A 21790-nucleotide genomic window follows, 5' to 3' on the forward strand; every position below is an offset into this window, starting at 1 on the left:
TAAATACTTGGCTAAGATAAAACGAATTAAGTTACTATACCCAAATGACCTCAAGATGCAGACTTCAGAGCTTCATCAACGAGCACAGGTCAAGTTCAATGATGGAAGGAATGGTCATTCCCTTTCAGCGTCATTGAGCGCATATTGTCATTATCAGAACATTAGGGGGCTCCTATGGCAGAGCAAATAGAATTCGATCAAGCTCACCAAACCCTCCATGAAATCACTCAGGCGTTAGAAAACGGTCGTTTTGTCCATGTCCGCAGACAGTTGCAGGATATGGAGCCAGAAGACATTGCGATTCTATTAGAAGCCTCTCCTCGTAAATCCCGTGAAGTACTTTGGCAACTCACTGACCCAGAAGATTATGGTGAAATCCTCGACGAGCTAGCAGAGGATGTCAAAGACGCTCTGGTGTCGAAAATGGCACCCGAGAAACTCGCCGAAGTTACTGAAGGGATGGATACCGATGACGTAGCTTACGTCTTACGTAGCTTGCCAGATGATCTCTCGCGAGAAGTCTTGTCCCAGATGGACAGTGCCGACCGACTGCGCGTCGAAATGGCCCTCTCCTACCCTGAAGATACCGCCGGCGGAATCATGAACACCGACGTCATCACGATTCGCAGCGATGTGGACGTTGACGTGGTATTGCGCTATTTGCGCATGAAGGGCGAGTTACCTGAGCTTACGGATGCGCTGTATGTCGTCGATAGCTCAAACCAATTGATAGGCCATCTTTCTCTGTCGGTGTTACTCACAACTCAACCTGACGTGCCGGTTGCCGAGGTAATGGAAGATGCCGATGAAGCCATCCGTGTCGATACTAAAGACTCTGATGTTGCCAGCCTCTTTGAACGTCGTAATTGGATTTCTGCCCCCGTGGTGGATGAAAACCAAGTTCTCGTTGGTCGTATTACCATCGATGACGTGGTGGATATCATCCGTGAAGATGCTGAACACTCCATGATGAGCATGGCTGGTATGGATGATGACGAAGACACCTTTGCCCCAGTGTTTAAATCAGCGCGCAAACGCAGTATTTGGTTGGGCGCGAATGTACTAGCCGCTCTTGCTGCGGCCTCTGTTTCCAACATGTTCGAATCCACTTTAGAACAGATGGCCTCGATTGCAGTGCTGATGACCATAGTGCCATCGATGGGTGGGGTTGCTGGTAACCAAACCGTGGCACTGGTTATTCGTGGTTTGGCTCTTGGCCATATTGGTAGCAGTAATAAAAAAGAACTGCTCTATAAAGAAGCTGCGATTGGCCTGCTTAACGGTATTCTATGGGCATTATTGATTGGTGCGATTGTCATGCTCTGGAAGGGTAATCTTATGTTAGGTGCCATTATTTCTGCCGCAATGTTAACCAACTTATTTGTTGCTGGTATTGCCGGGGTAACAATTCCGATAATTCTCAAGAAAATGAACATTGACCCAGCACTCGCGGGAGGGATGGCACTCACAACCGTCACCGATGTCGTCGGACTCTCCGCTTTCTTGGGATTGGCCACGTTTCTCATTCATTAGCATTTTCGCCATCAAAAAAACAAAAGCCGAGCGACATGATATCGTTCGGCTTTCTTTTATCGAGTTTGGGCAAATTACTCGCCGGCTACTTTCATCTTATCAAGCAAGATTGAACCGGTTTGAATTTGAGAACGAGTCTCTACATCAGATCCCACTGCGACGATCTGCTGGAACATGTCTTTCAAGTTACTTGCTACTGTAAAACCAGACACTGGGTATTGAATCTGTCCATTTTCGACCCAGAAACCTGCAGCGCCACGAGAATAGTCGCCAGTAACAATATTTACACCTTGCCCCATCACTTCAGTGACTAACAAGCCAGTGCCAAGTTCTTTCAGCATCTGCTCATAGTTTTGCCCCGTCGACTTCACAAACCAGTTATGAATACCACCAGCATGACCCGTTGGTGTCATATTCATTTTACGCGCGGCATAGCTGGTAAGCAGGTAAGTCGCCAAGGTACCATCGGTAATAATATCAAGGTCTTTTGTGGCAACACCTTCACTATCAAATGGCGTAGAGGCTAAACCACGTAGGATGTGGGGACGCTCATGAACGTTAAACCATTCTGGTAGAATCTGCTTACCTAAATGGTCAACCAAAAACGATGATTTACGATACAGATTACCACCGCTGATTGCCATCACAAGGTGTCCCATCAGCCCAGTCGCAACGTCGGCAGCAAACATGATTGGGTAGTGGCCAGTTTTCACTTTGCGCGCATCTAAACGGTTTACAGTATCTTTTGCGGCCTCTTCCCCGACTTGTTGAGGAGTCCACAAATCCTCTTTATGACGAGCAACGGTGTAACTGTAATCTCGCTCCATCTCTCCATTTTGACCTTCACCAATAACACAGCAGCTAATGCTATGACGGCTAGAAGCAAAGCTCGCAAGTAAACCATGGCTATTACCATACACTCGCACACCGTAGTGGCTGTCATAGCTACCACCATCGCTTTGTTTAATCTTATCACTGTAACCAAGAGCAACACGCTCAGCTTCAATGGCAATTTGCGCGGCTTTATCTGGGTCAGGAACATCCGGGTGGAAAAGATCCAAATCAGGAATCTCTTTCACCATTAATTCTTTCGGCGCAGGCCCTGCGTAAGGGTCTTCAGACGTGTATTGGGCGATATCTAATGCAGCTTGTACCGTCTGGTGAATGGCTTTTTCACTGAGATCAGAAGTAGAAGCACTACCTTTACGTTGACCACGATAGACAGTGATACCTAACGCGCCATCACTGTTGAATTCGACGTTTTCTACCTCACACATACGGGTAGAAACACTCAGACCTGTACTTTTTGTAATGGCGACTTCAGCGGCATCTGCACCGTTTGAAGCCATCTCTAACGCTTTTGCGACAGCGGCTTCTAGCTCGATCCGCTGCGCAGCGACTTGCTGTTTTACATCCATATTTCATCCAAACTCTAAGGCATCGTATACCTAGGATAACAAGAATTTCGCTTTCTCCCCATGATTCTTGCTAAAATAGCAGACATAAATAACTCACTAGTGAAGAAAATGGCTCGTAAAAACCAAAAAGCTCCTTGGGAAGAGGAAGAAGAAATCATCTGGGTTAGTAAAACTGAGATGAAAAACGACATGATTGAACTGCAAAAATTAGGGGAAGAGTTAGTTGAACTCAAACCATCAGTTCTTGAAAAGTTTCCTTTACCTGACGATCTGGCTGATGCGATCAAAGATGCACAACGCTTCGACAAAGAAGCTCGTCGCCGTCAGCTTCAATATATCGGTAAAATCATGCGTAACATTGATCCTGAGCCGCTACAAGCAGCTTTAGACAAAGTACGTAATAAGCACTCTCAATCTACAGCTATGCTGCACAAGCTGGAAGAGATGCGTGACCGTATCGTTGAAGAAGGCGACAAAGCGATTGAAGATGTCCTAGCTATTTATCCTGACGTAGACCGCCAACGTCTACGCCAGCTTGCTCGCCAAGCTCGTAAAGAAAAAGAGGGTTCTAAGCCGCCTAAAGCGTCTCGTGAAATCTTCCAATTGCTAAAAGATCTCTACCTAGAAGAATACTGATCTTCTTATATACCCAAATGACCTCAAGATGCAGACTTCAGAGCTTCATCAACGAGTACAGATCAAGCTCAATGACGGAAGGAATGGTCATTCCCTTTCAACGTCATTGAGCGCAGAAATGGGCTTGTTGATGAGCTCCCAAAGGGCGAGTTGTATTCGCTTCTATGCTACGTTACCGATTTTCTACGTAGAATAACTATGTATTCAAATCGGTGCCTTGCCTATGAGCGAATACATTCTCGCTGAAACCGTATCTTGAGGTTACTTGGGTATAGAGCAATGAATAAAGCGCAAACTACCACTGGCGCCGCCAGTGGTAACGCTGTCTTTCTTCCAGTAAAAAATGCCAGGCGTCATTCTGGCTTTTTTTATATCTAAAAGAGCTCCCCATTCACCAGGTGCTATCATTATGTGGTCATAGATTGCTATTAGCTTCCTGCTTGAACAAATTGAGCCAATGGTTCATAAGCATTCTCGCTATTTAAGGCTTCAATAGCATCAACCACTTGTACTTGACCGTGCGACATAAAGGCAAAGTCAGTCGCAATCGCTCTTGCATCTGAAATATGGTGAGTAACCATTAATACACTGGCTTGGCGCTCTGTGGCTAAGCGCTGTACCAGCGCTAACATCTCTTCACGTAAAATAGGATCTAAAGCCGAAAAAGGCTCATCAAGTAACCAAACGGAATGTGGTTGCACAAAGCAGCGCGCTAATGCAACTCGCTGCCTTTGCCCACCAGACAACTGTTCTGGTAATCGTTCAATCACATGTTCCAACCCGACTTGCTGTGCCGCTTGCGCGACTTGTTGCCACTGCGAAGAGGAAAGCTTCAATCCTGGGTGCAACCCCAAGGCAATATTTTGCTTTACCGTTAAATGGGCAAAGAGATTATGCTCTTGAAAAAGCATCGCAAACGGTCGCTTATATGGCGCTTTGCCATTTAATCGCTCACCAAAAAAACGAATTTCACCAAAGTTTGGTTCAATGAATCCAGCCACAAGGCTCAGTAAGGTCGATTTCCCTGAACCACTTGGTCCCATAAGCGCCAAAATACGACCTTGAGTCATGGTTAAATCAAACTCGAACCACTCTTGCTGATATTCATATTTCACACCGTCAAGAACTAACATTGGCGACTTGGGCTTTTCCACTGACATAACATCTCCACTAGATAGAACACGCCAACACTAAAGAGCAATAACGTAAATGAAACAACTGCGGCAGCATCCATCTGATAGGATCCCAGCAGTTGATATAAATAAAGCGGTAAGGTGAGAAAGTCATCGCTACCAAATAAAGCCACCGCACTTAGGTCTCCAAGTGACAGAAGAAAACTCAAGCTCATGGCTTGAGCAATCGGACCTTTAAGCGCTCGAAACTCCACCAGCATTAACCTCTGCCAGCCTTTCATGCCTAAACTGGCACATAAAAACTGATACTGCTGTTGAATCTGCAGCAGCGGTTGGCTCAGCGTTTTTATCACATATGGCAGAGCCATCAAGGCGTTAACCAACATAACCACCCAGTATGCATGGCTAAATACATCAAATTGTTCACGCAGTAGCAAAAACAATCCAGTACTGATCACCAAGCCCGGCGTCACAAGAATAATCGTACCAATGAGCTCAATCCCCGTGGCTTGCACGTTGCGCTGACGAAGACGCAATGCACGACTGGTTAAGAGAATCCCCACACCGACAACACAGGCGAAAATACTGGAACCAAGAGCCACTCGCACCGAAGTCCATAGCGCTTGCCAATATTCCCCACGAGTAAGCACCGACCAGAGCTGTTGATTTATACCGCTTGATACCACCATAACTAACGGGGGTATCACGAGTAGCAAAACAAACCCAAGCCAAAAACCATCCCAAATACGCAATGTTCGCGTCATACGTAACCCAAAGTTACCCGCATTACCGCTTTGATTATTGACAGGAATAACTCGAGAAAATGAATGTAAACCCCAGTAAAGTAGAGAACAGAGCAACATCTGCCAAATGGCCAATAGTGCTCCCGTGGGTAAATCAAAGTCGTATTTAATTGCCTGATAAATGGCAAGTTCAATAGTGGTCGATTTAGGTCCACCACCCAGTGCCATTACCGTCGCAAAACTGGTAAAACAGAGCATAAAAACCAGCCCGGCGATATGCGGAATTTGCTCTCTTAAACGAGGCCATTCAACCCACTTAAACTTTTGCCAGTAGCTCATACCTAAGTGAGCGCACAGTTTGTGCTGATCTTGCGGGATCCCCTGCAAATTCTGCAGCATCAGTCGACTGGCATAAGGGAGGTTAAAAAATACATGCGCCAGTAAAATACCGCCTAAACCATAAATATTAAAAGGTAACGTACCGTCTAGCGAAGAGAATACCTTTGCCAACCAACCGCTGCGTCCATAGATAGCGAGCAATCCAAACACGGCAACCAATGAAGGTAAGACGAGCGTCATACCAAATAATTTAAGTAATAACCCCTTGCCAGGGAAAGAACGGCGATAACAAACATGGGCAACCGGAATGGCTAGCACGACACTGATTAAGGTCGAAAGCGAAGCTTGATAGAAACTAAACCACGTCACGTGCAGATAATACGAATCCTGCACTATCGTCATTAATGAAAAGACAGAGGTTTGCTGCAGCAGTGATAACACCGCCGCAGCAACAAAGCATATCACCATGGCAGCGAGCCATAGGCCAGTTTTCGGAATGGTATTCAACGGAAATTCCTAGCGCGAAACCGCTTGTTGCCACTCACGAATCCAACCTTTGCGATGGGTAGCCACCGTTTGAGGGTCAATACTTAACGCTGTCTTGGGCATATCGAGTGAATCGAAACCTTGTGGTAGTTCAACTGAAGTCACTGGATACATCCAGTTCGTTGTAGGAATCACTTTTTGGAATGCATCAGTCAGCATGAACTGCAAAAATTGGTCGGCGAGCTTGCCGTGTTGAGTACTTTTTACCTTAGCCGCTACTTCCACTTGCATATAATTACCTTCTGCAAAATGGGCCGTCGCATAATGGTTGTTGCTTTCGGCAATCAAATGATAAGCCGGAGAGGTGGTATAGGAGAGCACCATGTCAGACTCGCCTTTTAAAAACATGGAGTAAGCTTCAGACCAACCTTTTGTCACCGTGACCGTCTTCTTCGCTAACTGTTGCCAAGCTTTAGGAGCGCTATCGCCATACACCTCTTTCATCCAGAGCAATAAGCCTTGTCCAGGAGTCGATGTCCTAGGATCTTGGTAAATCACTTTCAAATCAGAGCGCTTTTCAACTAGCTCACGTAATGATGATGGTGGATTCGTTAGTTTAGTTTTGTCGTAAACAAACGCAAAATAGCCGTAATCATATGGGATAAAGGTGTTATCTTGCCAACCGTTAGGCAGGGTTAATCCATCAAGGTCGACTGACGTTGGAGCAAAGAGACCGGTTTTGTTTGCTTCCGCTATCAGGTTGTTATCTAACCCAAGCACAACATCCGCTTTGCTGTGCTGACCTTCTAAACGTAGGCGATTTAAAATCGACACACCATCTGCTAGCGGCACCCATTTCAACTCACAACCACATTGGGCTTCAAAGGCGGTTTTGATAGCAGGTCCAGGTCCCCAATCGGAAGTAAAGGAGTCATAGGTATATACTGTCAGCGTTTCTGGCTGGGCCAATGCGACAGTGGAAAAGGCAATACAACTTAAGGTGGTAACACTTAGGGTTGAAATAATAGAGGTTTTCAAGGCTCGCTCTCCTTTAATGTGAGCGGCACAGGCTTGAGGGTGGGTGCAATAAATTCGAAGTTCGATTTTGACAACCGCACTCAATTCCTACGCCAGCATTATCTGGTTCAGGTGTTTAACCCTCTAGTGAGTCATCTCACTAAAGTGATTAACGGGTCCCGGATATCGTCCGATCTCAGCCTCGCGTAAACGCGTAGCCCCCCGATGAGTGCCAAGGATTGTAAAGCGAAATGAAATAATTCGCTACTGTGTTGTTTGGGAATTGTAACCCCAACGTTCCATAAGTTGTTGGTCAATGCCTAAGTGATCTAACACTCGGGCGACCATAAAATTCACCATATCATCAATCGTTTGTGGCTTATGATAAAACGCGGGGGCAGCAGGCATGATCGTCACGCCCATTTGCGATAATTGATGCATATTAGCTAAATGAATGGTGGAAAATGGCGTTTCTCGCACCACCAACAGCAAATGACCCTTCTCTTTAATCACTACATCAGCCGCACGCTCAATCAAATTGTCAGACATACCATGAGCGATGGCTGCAACACTACCAGCAGAACATGGGCACACCACCATTTGCTTGGGTGCAGCTGAGCCTGATGCGACTGGAGAAAACCAATCCTCTTTGCCACACACGACCAAAAGCTCTGGTTTACATCCCAGTTGTTTCACTAACGCTTTTTGTGCAGCGTCTGGACCAGCCGGCAGTTTAAGGCCATGCTCCGTGGCTAATACCACACGAGCTGCCGATGAAATCAAAAGATAGACTTGGTACTCGGCCTCAATCAAGCATTCGAGTAAACGTATCCCATAAGGGGCACCTGATGCACCGGTCCAAGCAAGGGTAATTCGTTTGCGGGGCGCTGAATCTGTCATAGTTTATTCATTCCCTTTCTGTTTAAGTGCATTCAGCAACTTGTCGTGAATTCCGCCAAAGCCGCCATTACTCATGACTAATATCTGATCGCCTTGCTGTGCTTCTGCCACTATCATAGCGACCAATTCATCGATATCATCACTCACTTTTGCGATCTGCTCACAGTGTTCAGCTACTTCTTTGACCGACCATGAAATCGAACTCGGTTGGAATAAAAACACTTCATCAGCACAGTGGAGAGATTGCGCTAGCGTGGCTTTGTGTACTCCTAACTTCATGGTCGCAGAGCGTGGTTCGAGCACAGCAAGAATCCGTTTCTCTCCCACTTTATTACGCAAACCTTGAAGCGTTGTTTCAATAGCCGTTGGGTGATGGGCAAAATCATCGTAAACCGCCACACCGCTCTCTTCCCCTTTGTACTCTAGACGACGCTTAGTATTTACAAAAGAGGCTAATGCGTCACATGCCAAGTCCGGTGTTACACCGACATGGCGCGCTGCCCCAATCGCCATGATGGCATTTTGCATGTTGTGATCGCCCACCAGATCCCATTTTACCGTGCCGACAATCTCATTTTTAAACAGCACGTCAAACTCACTCGCATCATTGCTGCGTTTTTGCGCATCCCACTCGCCTTCTACACCTGAAAATTCCGTTTCACTCCAACATCCTCGACGTAAAACATCGGCTAATGCAGTGTCTTCGCTTGGTGCAAAGATACGGCCATTACCCGGTACAGTTCGCACTAAATGATGGAATTGACGTTTTATCGCTTCAAGATCATCAAAGATGTCTGCATGATCAAACTCAAGATTATTCATGACTAACGTGCGCGGATGGTAATGTACGAACTTAGAACGCTTATCGAAAAAAGCACTGTCATATTCGTCTGCTTCAACGACAAAAAACATACTTTCGCCGAGTCTAGCCGAGATACCAAAGTTGCCAAGTACGCCGCCGACCAAAAATCCCGGCTGATATCCACAAAAATCGAGAATCCAAGTAAGCATACTTGAAGTCGTTGTTTTACCGTGAGTACCAGAAACAGCTAATACCCAACGGTCATATAACAAGTGTTCTTGCAGCCATTGCGGCCCAGATGTATAGCGCAAATTATGGTTAAGAACATACTCTACACATGGGTTACCTCGACTCATAGCGTTACCAATGACCACTAAATCTGGCTGAGGCTCAAGCTGAGAAGGATCAAATCCTTCAATAATTTCAATACCCTGCGCTTCTAACATCGTACTCATGGGAGGATAGACATTGGCGTCAGAGCCTGTGACCTTATACCCCATCTGGCGAGCTAAGGTTGCCAATCCACCCATAAAAGTTCCACAGATGCCCAAGATATGAATATGCATAAAAATCAGCCTCACAAGCTGTATTGGTGTTTGTGCCCCAATTATCCTCATTCACTTGGTAAAAGCGAGTAAAGCTTTATCAGAGAAATGTCATTTCAGAAAAAAGGATGCGGATTTTGAGATCTCAAGCAGTTACTTCAGTACCCATAAAAAGTTCTGCGCTCTAAAATCTCGCTAAGCTCTGGTGTTACTGGGTTGTTAACAGCCATATCAACATCAAGCTAACGCCCCCATAAAATATAAATAAGGAAAAGACATGTCTGAGTTGCGTACACTCGGGGAATTCATTGTTGAGAAACAACACGATTTTCCTCACGCAAGTGGAGAATTGTCCTCACTGCTAGCGTCAATTCGATTGGCCGCCAAGATCGTTAACCGCGAAATTAACAAAGCGGGCCTCGTCGATATTACTGGTGCTACGGGTGTGGATAACATCCAAGGCGAAGAGCAACAAAAGCTGGACGCTTATGCTAATGACAAGTTCAAAGCTGCACTAGAAGCACGCGACCAAGTGTGTGGTGTTGCTAGTGAGGAAGAAGATGAAGCGGTAGCCTTCAATAAAGAACTCAACAAAAACGCAAAATACGTCGTTTTAATGGATCCTCTCGACGGGTCAACCAATATTGATGTCAACGTCTCAGTCGGTACTATTTTCTCCATTTACCGCCGCGTTTCAGAAGTGGGGACACCACCAACCGAAGAAGATTTCCTACAACCTGGTAATAAGCAGGTTGCTGCAGGTTATGTCATTTATGGCTCATCAACTATGCTGGTTTATACCACTGGTAATGGCGTCAATGGTTTTACTTATGACCCATCACTTGGCACGTTCTGCCTTTCTCATGAAAACATGACCATTCCACAAGACGGTCGTATTTACTCAATCAATGAAGGCAACTACGTTCGTTTCCCGACCGGAGTGAAAAAGTACATTAAATTCTGCCAAGAAAATGTGCCAGAAGATAATCGCCCTTACACCTCTCGTTACATCGGCTCGCTTGTAGCAGACTTTCATCGTAACTTATTGAAAGGTGGTATTTATCTTTATCCAAGAACAGAAAGCCATCCGAAAGGGAAACTACGTTTGCTTTATGAATGTAACCCAATGGCGTTTTTGATTGAACAAGCAGGCGGTATTGCAACAGATGGCAATCAACGCATCATGGACATCAAACCAACCGAATTACACCAACGAGTGCCACTCTTTATTGGTTCAACCAATATGGTTAAAACGGTGCATCGCTTCCTAGAGCAGTATCCTGACGAAGAGTAATCCGCATTTTTACTCTGCCGCGTAATAAAGAAAGCCAGCAAAATTGCTGGCTCTCTTCTTTGACCTTTATCTGGCTAATCTATACCTGAATCGTCATCCCAAGAATCACCATCACGGTATAAATCATCAAACTGTGGTTTGGTAGTATCACACACGCCTCGATAAGGTTTGTGGTGAATACCTAACATGTAAGGGTCCTGTTCACAATATTCAGTTACACCCACTAAATAGCCGGAGCTATATGATAAGTACAATGCATCCGTCAGGGAGGCATCGCTTCGATCCTGTAACTCAGTTTTCGATAACTTAACCTGGCCAAGTTCACCTTGTTGGAACCCGTATCCCTGCCAAGCATCGGTGCTGGTAGTGGAAGGCGTAGGCTGCGCACTACATCCAGCTAAAAATATCGCCAACACTAATAACTTTTTCATCAGCGTTCTCCTCTCTGAATCGCCGAATTCAGTATAGAAAGTGATTGGGATATTCGTATTGTGAATATGTATACCCAAATGACCTCAAGATGCAGACTTCAGAGCTTCATCAACGAGCACAGGTCAAGCTCAATGACGGAAGGAATGGTCATTCCCTTTCAACGTCATTGGGCGCAGAAATGGGCTTGTTGATGAGCTCCCAAGGGGCGAGTTGTATTCGCTCCTATGCTGCGTTACCGATTTTCTACGTAGAATAACTATGTATTCAAATCGGTGCCTTGCCTATGAGCGAATACATTCTCGCTGAAACCGCATCTTGAGGTTACTTGGGTATAAAATAGTATAAATTTAGCTAATAAATTAAACTCGCTGACACCAATCCCCTGATTCTATTAGGATATCTAGATGATCACTTTCTTGATAAATATAGATCCAAGCATGACCAAAAGTGGTTTCAATGCGTTCACGACGGTATTCAACGGGGACATCTTCTAATTCGTCAATTTTGGCTAAGGTATCATCATCAACCAAATAAACTTCTCCCGAAATAGCATGATGTCCTTCAACTAAACCGGGATAAGGTCCGAGATCATAAAGTGCATATTCAGGCGGTGTATCGAAATGCCCAAGTAGTTGGCTATTAGCCAGATAGTGATGATTACACTCACCTTGGCGTAAGGTGCCATAAACAAAAACCAGATGTTGCATAGCCCTCTCCTTAGTCAAATTCAAATTGGTACAGAACATCAACCGCACTGGTTAATCCTGATACCGCTTCTACATACAAATCCTTCATTAAACGATAGCGTACAGTAAACTCACCAACCGAGTTAAAAATACCGACACCATATTTGACTTGCAAGCCCGGTAAAATGTAACCACTTACCGTAACCTGAGAATCCTCCCCAGAACCTGCGGTATCTAACTGCAGATCTTGCACACCAACCGCCTGCCCTAGCTCACCAACCAATTTACCACTTTGTGCCAAGCTTAAACCAATTAAGGTTGTCGTCATGGAGTTTCCTCCTTCCTCTCCATCAATATCTTGCCCACGCAATAGATAAGATAGAGCATTGGCTTGGGGCATACTAGGGTCAGAGAAAACCGTCACTTGAGGCGCATCGGCAGAACCAGTCACTTTAATACCGGCCGTCACGTCGTCTTCGATGTTGTCAGGATTACGAATCGCCGTAATGGATAAATTAGGCTGATCAACCGCCCCATTCATCACAATTTTCCCTTCCTGTATCACCAAATCTTGGCCAAACGAACGGTAAGTACCATCAATCAAATTAACTTCACCTGTCACAAACGGACCTTTGTCTTTTTGTGTCACGTTAAGATGACCAGTAAGACCCGCTTTTAAACCGAAGGCACTCAATTTAAAGTCATTACCAATATCGATAGAAACTGCAGTTTCTATATCAAATGGGAAACGGTTTTCCTCTGTTACAGGCTTCAAGTTTTTATCGAGAATAATTTGATCTTTCGATACGCTCACTGCACTTTGCGGCAGTTCCTCAACCACAACGCGCCCCCAAGGTAAGGCTATATTTCCAGAGATGGAAGCCAGTTTAGGTTTCATTGCTAAAGAGAGATCTGGCACCACTTTGGCTTTCACCATAGGCGGCATATCTACCATGAGAGAATCAGCACCCACATGTGCGTTGATACGCCAATTCGCTAAATCGGTCCAATCCGCATCTCCCGAGAGCAACAGTTTTCCATCTTGAGTCGTAATGGAAGACTGCAACTGAGCCAAATAATCTTTAAATTCAATCTGCACATGTCCTGAGTTGATATCAACCGGAGAAATCTCACCATGTACAGCAATATCATCAATTGTAAGGTGCCCTTTCACTTTTGGATGCAGCATATCGCCACGAAAATCTAAATCTGTTGTGATAGTCGATGTCACCTTGCTGTATTCACCAAATTGATTGGCAAGAAAATCAAGGTTAAGTGGTGTTAGTGCCAAATGGCCTTGCATCTGCTTGTTCGATTTAGTCACATCCGCAATCGCCACATGTCCAGATAAAGTACCATTTTGGGAAACATCAACTTGCCACTGAGCTTGCAATTGATTCTCTTCAAGACGTGCTTTTAAGTTCGCCTTATCCCAAGCAACGGTCAGTGGAGCATCCAACTGCTGCACGACCTTCCCATGCCCAAGCATTAAGTTAATATCAACGAAAGGCGCTTTATCTGGAGCCCATGAGGCCAAAAACTCTGCATCACCTGAACCATACAAAGCAGTATCTTGTGGGAAGAACATCGCAAGCTGTTGAAAGTCAAGCTGATGGGCAGATATTGCAACAGCCCCTGTTTTTCCAATAGTGGTCGATTTATCTAAGCAAATCGCCGCGTTTCCATCTTTCCAGCAGTGTGATCCAATACGCACTTCTTGCCTATCTGCATCCACTGCCAAAGCCGTTTTCTGCTGCAATCGCCATTCACCAATGTCAGACCCAATTGACCAATGGTCAATATTCCCTTTCCATAGTATTGATGGCTTAAGTTCAAACCGCCCATCGAAAGCGACATCCGTACGCAATTTTGGTTCTGGTGCCGCAACTTTAAGTGCAATTCTATGTTGGTCTTGAGTCCCTTTTACTGACAATTGAGCGGAAGTCATTTTGTACTGCTGATAAACGATATCACTCGTACTCAAAGCAAGATCAACGGTTGGCTTAACCAAAGGAGAAACCATTCCTCTTAAAGTAAACTGACGAACTTTCAATTGCTTTTGCCAGACAATATCACCACCATCAACAGCAAGTTGGATATTAGGTCGCTTGGCTTTACCGCGAAACAGCATCGTTCCCTGCAACTTACCTTTTGCGTTAGGAAGCGATTTTGCAATATCTGGAATATGCAATTGAACATTCATATTCCATTGCTTAGCAAGCTTACCTTGAACCTCAATACGGTTTTCACCGTGCGCTAAAGTAATTCCTTGAGTAGAAACGTCAAATAGCCCTTTACCCTGCTCATCACCCGCGCTGACTTCTCCAGCTAGGTGCAAAGGGTAATTTCTCACCTCACCATTCAGCGCAAGCACCGGGAACTCAACTTGCCAGCCACCGGCTTCGGTTAAATGCCCAGAGGTTTCCAGATGACCACTGATGTTACCTTTAGCTTGTGGCCAATAATATCCCGGTTGAATATCATCTAGATCGAGTTTCGCCTTCCAGTTCGCTAGAACTTTCCAATCCGCGCTAGCTTGACCACTAAACTGTCCACCCAACGTATCGACTTGCACCTGTGACAAGTTTATTGACGATAAGCTGCCAGTACCTTTCACGTTCAGCTCGATCGGTGGTATTTGCTGCCCTTTTAACGCACTGGCTAACATCAATTGATACTGATTCAAATCACCAGATGCGGTGAGATTAGCATGCTCAATATGGTATTGCGCCTCATCGGTGAGAGGCCATTGAGCCGTTAGATCCTTCACTTTAAGTAAGAACGGAACATTGGGTTCAAGCGGCTGAATATTGGTATCTACTTTACCAGTCACAGGTCCAATTAAATTGGCATTGATACCTAAATGAGACAAACTCCCCTGAAGCTTCGCTGACAAAGATTGGCCCGTGATTGAGTTCGTATTTAATTGAGACGAGAGAGTCACATCCAATGGGTAGTTTTTATCCAACTGAATATGCCCTTTAAGATCTACATTGCCTTGGGGTGCAATAACCGACAATGACGAGATCGAGATATCATGCTGGTAGGCTTTACCACTTAAATTCAATGAGTTAACAATAATTGGAGTGGATTGCTCAAAACGAAAATCATCAACATGAAAATGAGGCACTGAAATACGCAGTGGGATTTGCACACTGGGTAATTGAATAGCCATTTGTTTTGAGGGTTCAGCGTTGGTCTTGTCAACCGCCTTATTCAGCGCTAATCGGATCTGCTGCCATTGAGTTTGACCTAACTGTAATTGGTTACCAAACATTGTCGCACTGGTTGATAAATGCTTCCAACTCAATTGCGTACCAAAGAGATTCAAATCAATATCATCCAGCGCTAAGCGACTAACATAAAATGGTATCGGAGTCGCAATGGCACTGGGCGCATTGGTTTGATTATCTTCTTTGTTTTCATTTGAATCTTGAGGTGTTTTTAGGGTCACCTTAAGTCCTTTCGCCGCTACCGTTCGCAAACAAATTGCAGGCTCAAGCAGACAATGCCCTTTGATCCCTAAAGTTAGTTTATCAGCTGTGGCATCAACCCCATATGAATCATCTTTATAGGTTACTTTGTTAAGCGAAAACTCAGGGTAAAGCGCCCCATCAGCAGAACCAATCGACAACTGCGGCACAAGATTTTGTAACCCTATGAGCAACACGTTTAAACCAGAATTACTAAACAGTAAGCTACCGACTATCACGGCCAAGACTAACAGGAATACTGTACAGAACAGCGTAGCAAGACGAGTCCATTTCAACGCCAGATGGATCATAGTTCAGGCCCTAGCGTGAAGTGAATACGGAATTGATCGCCCGGATCTTCTTGTAGCCCCCAAGCAAAATCGAGACGCAATGGTCCAACCGGAGAGATCCAACGGATCCCAAAGCCAGTACCGGTTTTCCAGTCTGGTAACGTATCAAAGGCATCTCCGGAATCAACAAAAACCGCCCCCCACCAATTTCCAGTAATACGATATTGATATTCCAAGCTGCCCGTTGCAATGTACTTAGCTCCAGCTAATGCACCTGATGAATCGGTCGGAGATATCGATTCGTAACCATAACCACGAATACTATTATCACCACCAGCAAAAAAACGTAACGAAGGTGAAATCCGGTCAAAGTTTTGTACTAGGTTTGCGCCACCATCAAGACGGAAAAGACCGCGATGATTCTGCCCATAACTGCGAATCCATGAGGTTCCCGCTAACACCCGCAAAACTTGTGTTTCAGAGAATAACGAAGGATCACCATATTCAAGAGTAATGGTTTCTTTATCCCCCCAGGTCAGCAATGTGCCTTTGGCGCGAGTACGAGTTCTGGTATAAGTCACCCCTGGTAACACAAACTGGCCAATATCGTCTAACTCACCTTGCTCGTAGTTTTCAATCAGGTAGCGTGCAAAAATGGTGCGATGCCAACCATCGTCCATCAACCAATGACGTTCGATAGCTAAATTCGATTCTATGCTTTGAGTATCTCGACTATCGACATGCTTCATACCATAAGAAAAACGGTAGTACTGATGTAACACATCTTCTAATGGAATTTTGTAGCCAAGGGTAATGACTTGCTCTGGTTCAGAAATAGAAAAACTACTATCAAAACTGTGCCCCAGCTTATTTACCCAAGGCTTTTCCCAGGATAATGTTCCTTTAATCCCTACATCAGTTGAGTAACCTAACCCCGTTTCTAACTGGTTACGAGCTTGAGGAGCTAAAGTGACTTTCATTGGTAACGAACGCTCAGTGTCAATCTTACTGAGGTCCGGCTCCACGAGGACAGATGAGAACCACTCTGTGCTTGATAATGCTTGGTTAAAGTGAGCCACATCAGACACATCATATGAATCCCCAGCTTTATATGGCTGGAGTGAAGCAACCCTCGCTAACTCAATTTGGCTTCCGGTAATTGTCGTTTGACCAAATTGGTAGCGAATACCACTATCAAAATACAGCGTAATGATCGCTTCATTTAATTCTGGAGCAACCCCTATCTGACTTTTGATAAATTTGCCATTGAAGTAACCTTTCTTCATCGCTAGGTTACCTAAGCCACTTTTCAAAGCATCATATTTACCATGATTAAGCGGGACACCAACTGTCAAACCACTTTGGTTAACTAACCGAATAAAGTCCTTATCTTGCTTAGCTTCACCGGTAATTTGAATATCAACTTTGACTATCTTTGTTACCACTCCGGGAATCACTTGTACGATCAGCTTATCTTCGCCTTCTGGTACAGAAAAACTGATGTCAGGGTGGTAATAACCTAGCGCGTTGAGAGCCTCAGTTATCTTTTGTTCGATTTGCGATTGAAAACGCAATTTAACAGAGTAATCTTCTGGTGAAATAGAAGATAGATAGGCTTGCACATTGCTTTCCAAAGCGCCATCCAACCCTTGAATATCAAGTTCGGCTTTGGCGAAAGATGAAGCAGAAAACAGCATTGCGCAGATAAACGCTGGAAAAGATGTTCGTCTCATGCTTAATTAAGGGGCATCGTGGTTCAGCAGATTCTAATCATTAATGGCTGAATCATACAGCGAAACACCGATTGCGTCTGTACGGAAACGGTCAATTATCAAACCCAACTCAAAGAGTTCGTCTCGATTGGCATAGAAACGCCACCATCAGCGCATGAATAAAGGAAATAATATGCTCGATAAACAAGTAATGATCACCGCTGAAAATGCATTGCCGGGTCGCTCAACCCCAATGACCATCGATGACACCCATTTTATTAATCAAACCAGTATGACAGCCCCCCCTAAAGAAGGTGAAGAACACGTTCTTATTGGTATGGGATGTTTTTGGGGCGTTGAACGTCTGTTCTGGCAACTAGACGGAGTAGTCTCCACTTCTGTTGGTTATTCTGGTGGCTTTACCCCCAACCCAACCTATGAAGAAGTCTGCACTGGTCAAACGGGTCATGCGGAAGTGGTTCATATTGTCTATGACCCAAGTAAACTGTCATTTAAGCAATTACTCAATCACTTCTGGGAAAATCACAACCCAACTCAAGGCATGCGCCAAGGTAACGATTTAGGCACTCAGTATCGCTCTGCAATTTACTATTACACAGAAGAGCAAAAGGCAGCAGCTGAAGATAGCCTAGCTGCATATCAAGCCTTGCTCTCCAACAGTGAGTTTGATCGTATTACCACAGAAATATTACCCGCTACAGAGTACTATTTTGCCGAAACCTATCACCAACAGTACCTTGCAAAAAATCCCAACGGTTACTGTGGATTAGGTGGAACAGGGATCTGTTTCCCTCCTAGTCTCCAAGGCTAACTGAACAGGCCATGAAATTGGGTTTCATGGCCTAAACCTACCATTGGGTAGCTGTTTTGTTTCACTCAACGTCATCAACTCACTCACCGCTGAAAACGAATTAACTGTTCCTAAAATACTAAATGCAGACTCGCATCCCCTAGCGCTCCTCTTTGCCATAATAATGCAAAAAAAACGCGGTAACGTACTGTCTGTGATAGAGGACCGCTTAAATGAGCATGTAACTGAAGTAGCTCCTCATTTAGTCGGTGATGCACTTCTCCCCATCATGGTCATTATGTGGTGATAAATTGGTACAGGGTCAGATAACAACCTGACGAATCTCGCGTATATTTAGCAACAAATTAATTCGTAGAAGCAATTATTCATTGCTTGCCTCATCACTGATTTGTTATACCATAACATTTCTCTAACTCGATTATGCTGGTGAAAGATGGGGCAATCTCTACATACATTGCGAATGCATGCTCGGATCGTGTCTTGGTGCTCGCTCCCACTCGTGCTATTCCTATGTATTGCCTTCGTTCATCATGAAACTGATTATGATGTGGCTCATCACCACCATCATGTTTGCCAACATTTTTCAAATGTTCACAATGCCTTACCTCCCCACGTACCTGATGTTCCGGTTTGGAGCTCACACGTTGTTTGGCATCCTCTTACGCTACTCCCCGCCCTGGTAGTACAACTCGTACCCAGTATTGCACGAGCTCCCCCTTCATCACTTCTGAAACAGAACTATACCCAAATGACCTTTGAGGTTACTTGGGTATAACATTTCATTTATTTTTCAGGAGTACATCATGTTTACTAAATCGCTGATTGCGATCACTCTGTCTAGCACACTGGCAGCAACGGCTTTCGCCCAAGAAGAATTCCGTCAACACGAAGCCCATGTTCATGGCCATGTCGAAATGAACATTGCCCAAGATGGCCACGACCTTCTCATTGAAATTGATGCCCCAGGTGTCGATGTCGTTGGATTTGAACACACACCTCAATCTGACAACGATAAAGCAACGATGAAAAAGGCACTTGCACTGCTTAATGATCCGACTCAGTTATTTTCTCTCTCATCAAGCGCGAAATGTCACATTGAAGACGTATTGGTGAGCAATACTGTAGAAGGCCATGATGAAGAAGCTCATGAGCACGATCATCACCATGACGATGCTGACGAACATCATCACGACGATGAACATCACCGCGACGATGCTGACGAACATGAACACCACCATGCCGATGAACATGAACATGAACATGAACATCACGAGGGTGACGAGCATGAGCACGAAGGTGAACACCACCATGAACATGGTGCGTTCAACATCCAATATCAATTCCACTGTGATGAGATTGACCAATTAACTCAACTTGAGAGTCACTGGTTTACTCACTTCCACAACACCAAAGAGTTGGATGTGAATTTGCTGACCGACAAACAGCAAACAGCATTAGAGCTTTCACCTGGTCACAGCACTATCTCTCTGTAATGACACATATGGAGTGAGTAACTACTCACTCCTAATTTCAAGGAATGGTAATGGATTCAGTTTCAAACTCGAGTGCAGTCATCACTCTAGAGCAAGTGACCTATCGGTGGCCAAAATCATCACAGTCAACTCTGGATATTCCCGAGCTTACGGTAAAAGCTGGTGAGCATCTGTTCATCAAAGGTCCGAGTGGGTGTGGCAAATCCACGTTATTAAGCTTGCTAACCGGCATTAATGTCGCCACATCGGGTCAAGTTTCGGTGCTTAACCAGCCCTTAGAAAAACTGACTGGCAGTGAACGAGATCGCTTTCGTTCAGATCATATTGGTTATATTTTTCAACAATTTAACCTATTACCTTACCTGTCAGTAATCGAAAATGTGGTATTACCGTGTCAGTTTTCTTTATTGCGACGCACTAACGTTGCCGGCCAAGCAAAACAGAAGGCTACGGAGCTTTTACACCGTCTTCGCCTACCGCAAGAACTACTACACAAACCAGTTATCGAACTCAGTATAGGTCAACAGCAGCGTGTTGCTGCCGCTCGTGCACTGATCGGTGAACCAAGCATTGTCATCGCCGATGAACCGACTTCTGCTTTGGATTTCGATACTCGCACGCTATTTATTGAACTGCTGTTAGAAGAAGCAGACCGTGTCGGCTCTACATTGGTGTTTGTAAGTCATGATCCTACGTTAGAAAAGATGTTCAAGCGAAGTGTTTACTTACCTGAATTAAATAGAGCAGGAGGCCAACATGAAAGTGATCGCTAACCTAGCTTGGAAAAGCTTACTCAATCGCAGAACAACCGCACTGCTTGTGGTGCTCACTGTTGCCATCTCAGTTGTATTGCTATTGGGCGTCGAACGCATTCGAACCCAAGCAAAAAGCAGCTTCGCGAATACGATTTCAGGTACCGACTTAATCATTGGCGCTCGCTCTGGACAAGTGAACTTGCTGCTCTATTCCGTCTTTCGTATCGGTAATGCTACCAACAATATCGACTGGAAAAGCTATGAAGAGTTTGCTCATAACCGAGCAGTAAAGTGGGCAATACCGATTTCTCTTGGCGACTCCCACAAGGGGTTCCGTGTCATGGGAACCAATCAAGCCTACTTTGACCATTACCAATATGGACGTAAGCAACCACTTACTTTTTCAGCTGGCCAATCTTTTCATGGCCTATTTGATACGGTAATTGGTTCCGATGTCGCTAAGCAACTGGGATATAAGGTAGGAAGTAAAATCATTATCGCCCACGGCATTAGCGATGTTGGTTTTAGCCGCCACGATAATTTGCCTTTTACCGTAGTGGGAATATTAGCTCCCACAGGCACTCCAGTGGATAAAACCGTTCATGTCTCGCTTGGCGCTATTGAAGCAATTCACGTCGGGTGGGAATCAGGCGCACACCTCGGTGCAACCCCTGATGCTCAAACCTTAGAGCAGCAGCAATTTCAGCCGAAACAAATCACCGCCATGCTCGTCGGTTTGAAATCGAAAATTCAGACCTTTGCCCTGCAAAGAAAAATCAATGATTATCGCTATGAGCCTCTCAGCGCTATTATGCCAGGAGTTGCCCTACACGAACTGTGGGGAATGATGTCTGTCGCCGAACAGGCCTTAATGGCGGTATCGGTTTTTGTCGTGATTGCAGGTTTACTTGGCATGCTCAGCAGTCTTTTAACGAGCTTGCAAGAACGCCGCCGTGAAATGTCGATTTTGCGCGCCATGGGAGCTCGACCGTACCACATATTCACTCTGCTGGTGAGTGAAGCTAGCGTACTTACCTTCACGGGAATCGTAACAGGAGTTGCCATACTTTATGCCTTACTTGGCATTGCCGCTCCAATAATCGAAAGCCATTACGGTATTTTAATTGATTTTACAGCGCTCACCTGGCATGAATGGACGCTGATCGCTTATGTCCAGATAGCGGGCATTGTGATTGGGATCATTCCAGCTATTCGCGCTTATCGCCAATCATTGAGCGATGGCATGACTATTCGTTTATAGGAATTTATAC

At 45.0% G+C, this 21790-nt stretch carries 22 protein-coding genes; 12 read left to right on the forward strand and 10 right to left on the reverse strand.

Annotation, left to right across the window (positions count from 1 at the left end):
- Window positions 1–55 precede the first annotated feature (55 nt).
- Together JCM16456_RS24355 and mgtE are read left to right on the forward strand one after the other, a co-directional pair.
- On the forward strand, window positions 56–190 hold the full coding sequence (locus JCM16456_RS24355; protein ID WP_269450831.1) for a hypothetical protein: 135 nt from the start codon (window positions 56–58) through the stop codon (window positions 188–190).
- Window positions 175–1533, forward strand: coding sequence for a magnesium transporter (gene mgtE, locus JCM16456_RS13595; protein ID WP_068715220.1), 1359 nt, complete (start codon window positions 175–177; stop codon window positions 1531–1533). The genes JCM16456_RS24355 and mgtE overlap by 16 nt, the downstream gene beginning before the upstream one ends.
- A gap of 74 nt (window positions 1534–1607) precedes the next feature.
- Here the strand turns inward: mgtE and pmbA are convergent, their stop codons facing one another.
- A complete protein-coding gene (pmbA, locus tag JCM16456_RS13600; RefSeq protein WP_068715222.1) occupies window positions 1608–2951 on the reverse strand; it encodes a metalloprotease PmbA in 1344 nt (447 codons plus the stop codon).
- Between the two features lie 108 nt (window positions 2952–3059).
- On the opposite strand from pmbA, the gene yjgA reads away from it, so the two are divergent.
- Together yjgA and JCM16456_RS23735 are read left to right on the forward strand one after the other, a co-directional pair.
- Entirely contained in the window at window positions 3060–3587 is a 528-nt protein-coding gene (yjgA, locus tag JCM16456_RS13605; RefSeq protein ID WP_068716085.1) for a ribosome biogenesis factor YjgA, read from the forward strand.
- 28 nt (window positions 3588–3615) lie between these two features.
- On the forward strand, window positions 3616–3783 hold the full coding sequence (locus JCM16456_RS23735) for a hypothetical protein (RefSeq protein ID WP_156430532.1): 168 nt from the start codon (window positions 3616–3618) through the stop codon (window positions 3781–3783).
- A gap of 232 nt (window positions 3784–4015) precedes the next feature.
- Here JCM16456_RS23735 and thiQ read toward each other — a convergent pair whose 3' ends face one another.
- The 5 genes from thiQ to mpl form a co-directional block, all read right to left on the reverse strand.
- Window positions 4016–4720, reverse strand: a complete 705-nt coding sequence (thiQ, locus tag JCM16456_RS13610; protein ID WP_068715224.1) for a thiamine ABC transporter ATP-binding protein — start codon at window positions 4718–4720, stop codon at window positions 4016–4018.
- Window positions 4714–6309 carry a thiamine/thiamine pyrophosphate ABC transporter permease ThiP gene (thiP, locus tag JCM16456_RS13615; RefSeq protein ID WP_068715227.1) on the reverse strand — a complete coding sequence of 532 codons (1596 nt, stop codon included), beginning with the start codon at window positions 6307–6309 and terminating at the stop codon, window positions 4714–4716. The genes thiQ and thiP overlap by 7 nt, the downstream gene beginning before the upstream one ends.
- A gap of 9 nt (window positions 6310–6318) precedes the next feature.
- Entirely contained in the window at window positions 6319–7311 is a 993-nt protein-coding gene (gene thiB, locus JCM16456_RS13620) for a thiamine ABC transporter substrate binding subunit (protein ID WP_408068381.1), read from the reverse strand.
- Between the two features lie 258 nt (window positions 7312–7569).
- Window positions 7570–8205, reverse strand: a complete 636-nt coding sequence (locus JCM16456_RS13625) for a flavin prenyltransferase UbiX (RefSeq protein ID WP_068715231.1) — start codon at window positions 8203–8205, stop codon at window positions 7570–7572.
- A gap of 3 nt (window positions 8206–8208) precedes the next feature.
- Window positions 8209–9573, reverse strand: a complete 1365-nt coding sequence (gene mpl, locus JCM16456_RS13630) for a UDP-N-acetylmuramate:L-alanyl-gamma-D-glutamyl-meso-diaminopimelate ligase (protein WP_068715233.1) — start codon at window positions 9571–9573, stop codon at window positions 8209–8211.
- Window positions 9574–9829: 256 nt separating this feature from the next.
- Here mpl and fbp point away from each other — a divergent pair, with 256 nt between their 5' ends.
- Window positions 9830–10846 (forward strand): class 1 fructose-bisphosphatase, encoded by a 1017-nt coding sequence (gene fbp, locus JCM16456_RS13635; protein ID WP_068715235.1) that lies wholly within the window; start codon window positions 9830–9832, stop codon window positions 10844–10846.
- Between the two features lie 74 nt (window positions 10847–10920).
- Here the strand turns inward: fbp and JCM16456_RS13640 are convergent, their stop codons facing one another.
- Window positions 10921–11277 (reverse strand): DUF2799 domain-containing protein, encoded by a 357-nt coding sequence (locus JCM16456_RS13640; RefSeq protein WP_068715237.1) that lies wholly within the window; start codon window positions 11275–11277, stop codon window positions 10921–10923.
- 89 nt (window positions 11278–11366) lie between these two features.
- Here JCM16456_RS13640 and JCM16456_RS23740 point away from each other — a divergent pair, with 89 nt between their 5' ends.
- Window positions 11367–11534: a hypothetical protein gene (locus JCM16456_RS23740; protein WP_156430422.1), complete on the forward strand. Its 168-nt coding sequence runs from the start codon at window positions 11367–11369 to the stop codon at window positions 11532–11534.
- A 103-nt stretch (window positions 11535–11637) separates the two neighbouring features.
- Here JCM16456_RS23740 and JCM16456_RS13645 read toward each other — a convergent pair whose 3' ends face one another.
- From JCM16456_RS13645 to tamA, 3 genes are read right to left on the reverse strand one after another with little or no spacing between them, the layout of a single operon-like run.
- Complete coding sequence (locus JCM16456_RS13645; RefSeq protein WP_068715239.1) at window positions 11638–11985, reverse strand: gamma-glutamylcyclotransferase family protein; 348 nt, start codon at window positions 11983–11985, stop codon at window positions 11638–11640.
- A gap of 10 nt (window positions 11986–11995) precedes the next feature.
- Window positions 11996–15748 carry an autotransporter assembly complex protein TamB gene (gene tamB, locus JCM16456_RS13650; RefSeq protein WP_068715241.1) on the reverse strand — a complete coding sequence of 1251 codons (3753 nt, stop codon included), beginning with the start codon at window positions 15746–15748 and terminating at the stop codon, window positions 11996–11998.
- On the reverse strand, window positions 15745–17460 hold the full coding sequence (gene tamA / locus JCM16456_RS13655) for an autotransporter assembly complex protein TamA (RefSeq protein ID WP_068715243.1): 1716 nt from the start codon (window positions 17458–17460) through the stop codon (window positions 15745–15747). The genes tamB and tamA overlap by 4 nt, the downstream gene beginning before the upstream one ends.
- 172 nt (window positions 17461–17632) lie before the next feature.
- Here tamA and msrA point away from each other — a divergent pair, with 172 nt between their 5' ends.
- The 6 genes from msrA (at window position 17633) to JCM16456_RS13675 (ending at window position 21780) form a co-directional block, all read left to right on the forward strand.
- Window positions 17633–18271: a peptide-methionine (S)-S-oxide reductase MsrA gene (msrA, locus tag JCM16456_RS13660; RefSeq protein WP_068715246.1), complete on the forward strand. Its 639-nt coding sequence runs from the start codon at window positions 17633–17635 to the stop codon at window positions 18269–18271.
- A gap of 163 nt (window positions 18272–18434) precedes the next feature.
- On the forward strand, window positions 18435–18557 hold the full coding sequence (locus tag JCM16456_RS24360) for a hypothetical protein (protein ID WP_269450832.1): 123 nt from the start codon (window positions 18435–18437) through the stop codon (window positions 18555–18557).
- 174 nt (window positions 18558–18731) lie between these two features.
- A complete protein-coding gene (locus tag JCM16456_RS24490; RefSeq protein ID WP_408068382.1) occupies window positions 18732–19046 on the forward strand; it encodes a hypothetical protein in 315 nt (104 codons plus the stop codon).
- A 28-nt stretch (window positions 19047–19074) separates the two neighbouring features.
- A complete protein-coding gene (gene zrgA / locus JCM16456_RS13665) occupies window positions 19075–19764 on the forward strand; it encodes a zinc uptake protein ZrgA (RefSeq protein ID WP_068715248.1) in 690 nt (229 codons plus the stop codon).
- A gap of 50 nt (window positions 19765–19814) precedes the next feature.
- Entirely contained in the window at window positions 19815–20537 is a 723-nt protein-coding gene (locus JCM16456_RS13670) for an ABC transporter ATP-binding protein (RefSeq protein WP_156430533.1), read from the forward strand.
- Window positions 20521–21780, forward strand: a complete 1260-nt coding sequence (locus JCM16456_RS13675; RefSeq protein ID WP_068715252.1) for an ABC transporter permease — start codon at window positions 20521–20523, stop codon at window positions 21778–21780. The genes JCM16456_RS13670 and JCM16456_RS13675 overlap by 17 nt, the downstream gene beginning before the upstream one ends.
- Window positions 21781–21790 lie beyond the last annotated feature (10 nt).

It is taken from the genome of Vibrio tritonius, assembly GCF_001547935.1.
In the GTDB taxonomy this organism is placed as follows: domain Bacteria; phylum Pseudomonadota; class Gammaproteobacteria; order Enterobacterales; family Vibrionaceae; genus Vibrio; species Vibrio tritonius.

Bases quoted from the DNA above. Each gene is read 5' to 3' on its own strand.
- JCM16456_RS13645 (WP_068715239.1), bottom strand. From the start codon at position 11,985: ATGCAACATCTGGTTTTTGTTTATGGCACCTTACGCCAAGGTGAGTGT.
- yjgA (WP_068716085.1), top strand. From the start codon at position 3,060: ATGGCTCGTAAAAACCAAAAAGCTCCTTGGGAAGAGGAAGAAGAAATC.
- mpl (WP_068715233.1), bottom strand. From the start codon at position 9,573: ATGCATATTCATATCTTGGGCATCTGTGGAACTTTTATGGGTGGATTG.
- mgtE (WP_068715220.1), top strand. From the start codon at position 175: ATGGCAGAGCAAATAGAATTCGATCAAGCTCACCAAACCCTCCATGAA.
- msrA (WP_068715246.1), top strand. From the start codon at position 17,633: ATGCTCGATAAACAAGTAATGATCACCGCTGAAAATGCATTGCCGGGT.
- JCM16456_RS24355 (WP_269450831.1), top strand. From the start codon at position 56: ATGCAGACTTCAGAGCTTCATCAACGAGCACAGGTCAAGTTCAATGAT.
- pmbA (WP_068715222.1), bottom strand. From the start codon at position 2,951: ATGGATGTAAAACAGCAAGTCGCTGCGCAGCGGATCGAGCTAGAAGCC.
- JCM16456_RS13625 (WP_068715231.1), bottom strand. From the start codon at position 8,205: ATGACAGATTCAGCGCCCCGCAAACGAATTACCCTTGCTTGGACCGGT.
- fbp (WP_068715235.1), top strand. From the start codon at position 9,830: ATGTCTGAGTTGCGTACACTCGGGGAATTCATTGTTGAGAAACAACAC.
- JCM16456_RS24490 (WP_408068382.1), top strand. From the start codon at position 18,732: ATGCATGCTCGGATCGTGTCTTGGTGCTCGCTCCCACTCGTGCTATTC.
- tamB (WP_068715241.1), bottom strand. From the start codon at position 15,748: ATGATCCATCTGGCGTTGAAATGGACTCGTCTTGCTACGCTGTTCTGT.
- JCM16456_RS13675 (WP_068715252.1), top strand. From the start codon at position 20,521: ATGAAAGTGATCGCTAACCTAGCTTGGAAAAGCTTACTCAATCGCAGA.
- JCM16456_RS13640 (WP_068715237.1), bottom strand. From the start codon at position 11,277: ATGAAAAAGTTATTAGTGTTGGCGATATTTTTAGCTGGATGTAGTGCG.
- JCM16456_RS13670 (WP_156430533.1), top strand. From the start codon at position 19,815: ATGGATTCAGTTTCAAACTCGAGTGCAGTCATCACTCTAGAGCAAGTG.
- JCM16456_RS23735 (WP_156430532.1), top strand. From the start codon at position 3,616: ATGCAGACTTCAGAGCTTCATCAACGAGTACAGATCAAGCTCAATGAC.
- zrgA (WP_068715248.1), top strand. From the start codon at position 19,075: ATGTTTACTAAATCGCTGATTGCGATCACTCTGTCTAGCACACTGGCA.
- JCM16456_RS24360 (WP_269450832.1), top strand. From the start codon at position 18,435: ATGCAAAAAAAACGCGGTAACGTACTGTCTGTGATAGAGGACCGCTTA.
- JCM16456_RS23740 (WP_156430422.1), top strand. From the start codon at position 11,367: ATGCAGACTTCAGAGCTTCATCAACGAGCACAGGTCAAGCTCAATGAC.
- tamA (WP_068715243.1), bottom strand. From the start codon at position 17,460: ATGAGACGAACATCTTTTCCAGCGTTTATCTGCGCAATGCTGTTTTCT.
- thiQ (WP_068715224.1), bottom strand. From the start codon at position 4,720: ATGTTAGTTCTTGACGGTGTGAAATATGAATATCAGCAAGAGTGGTTC.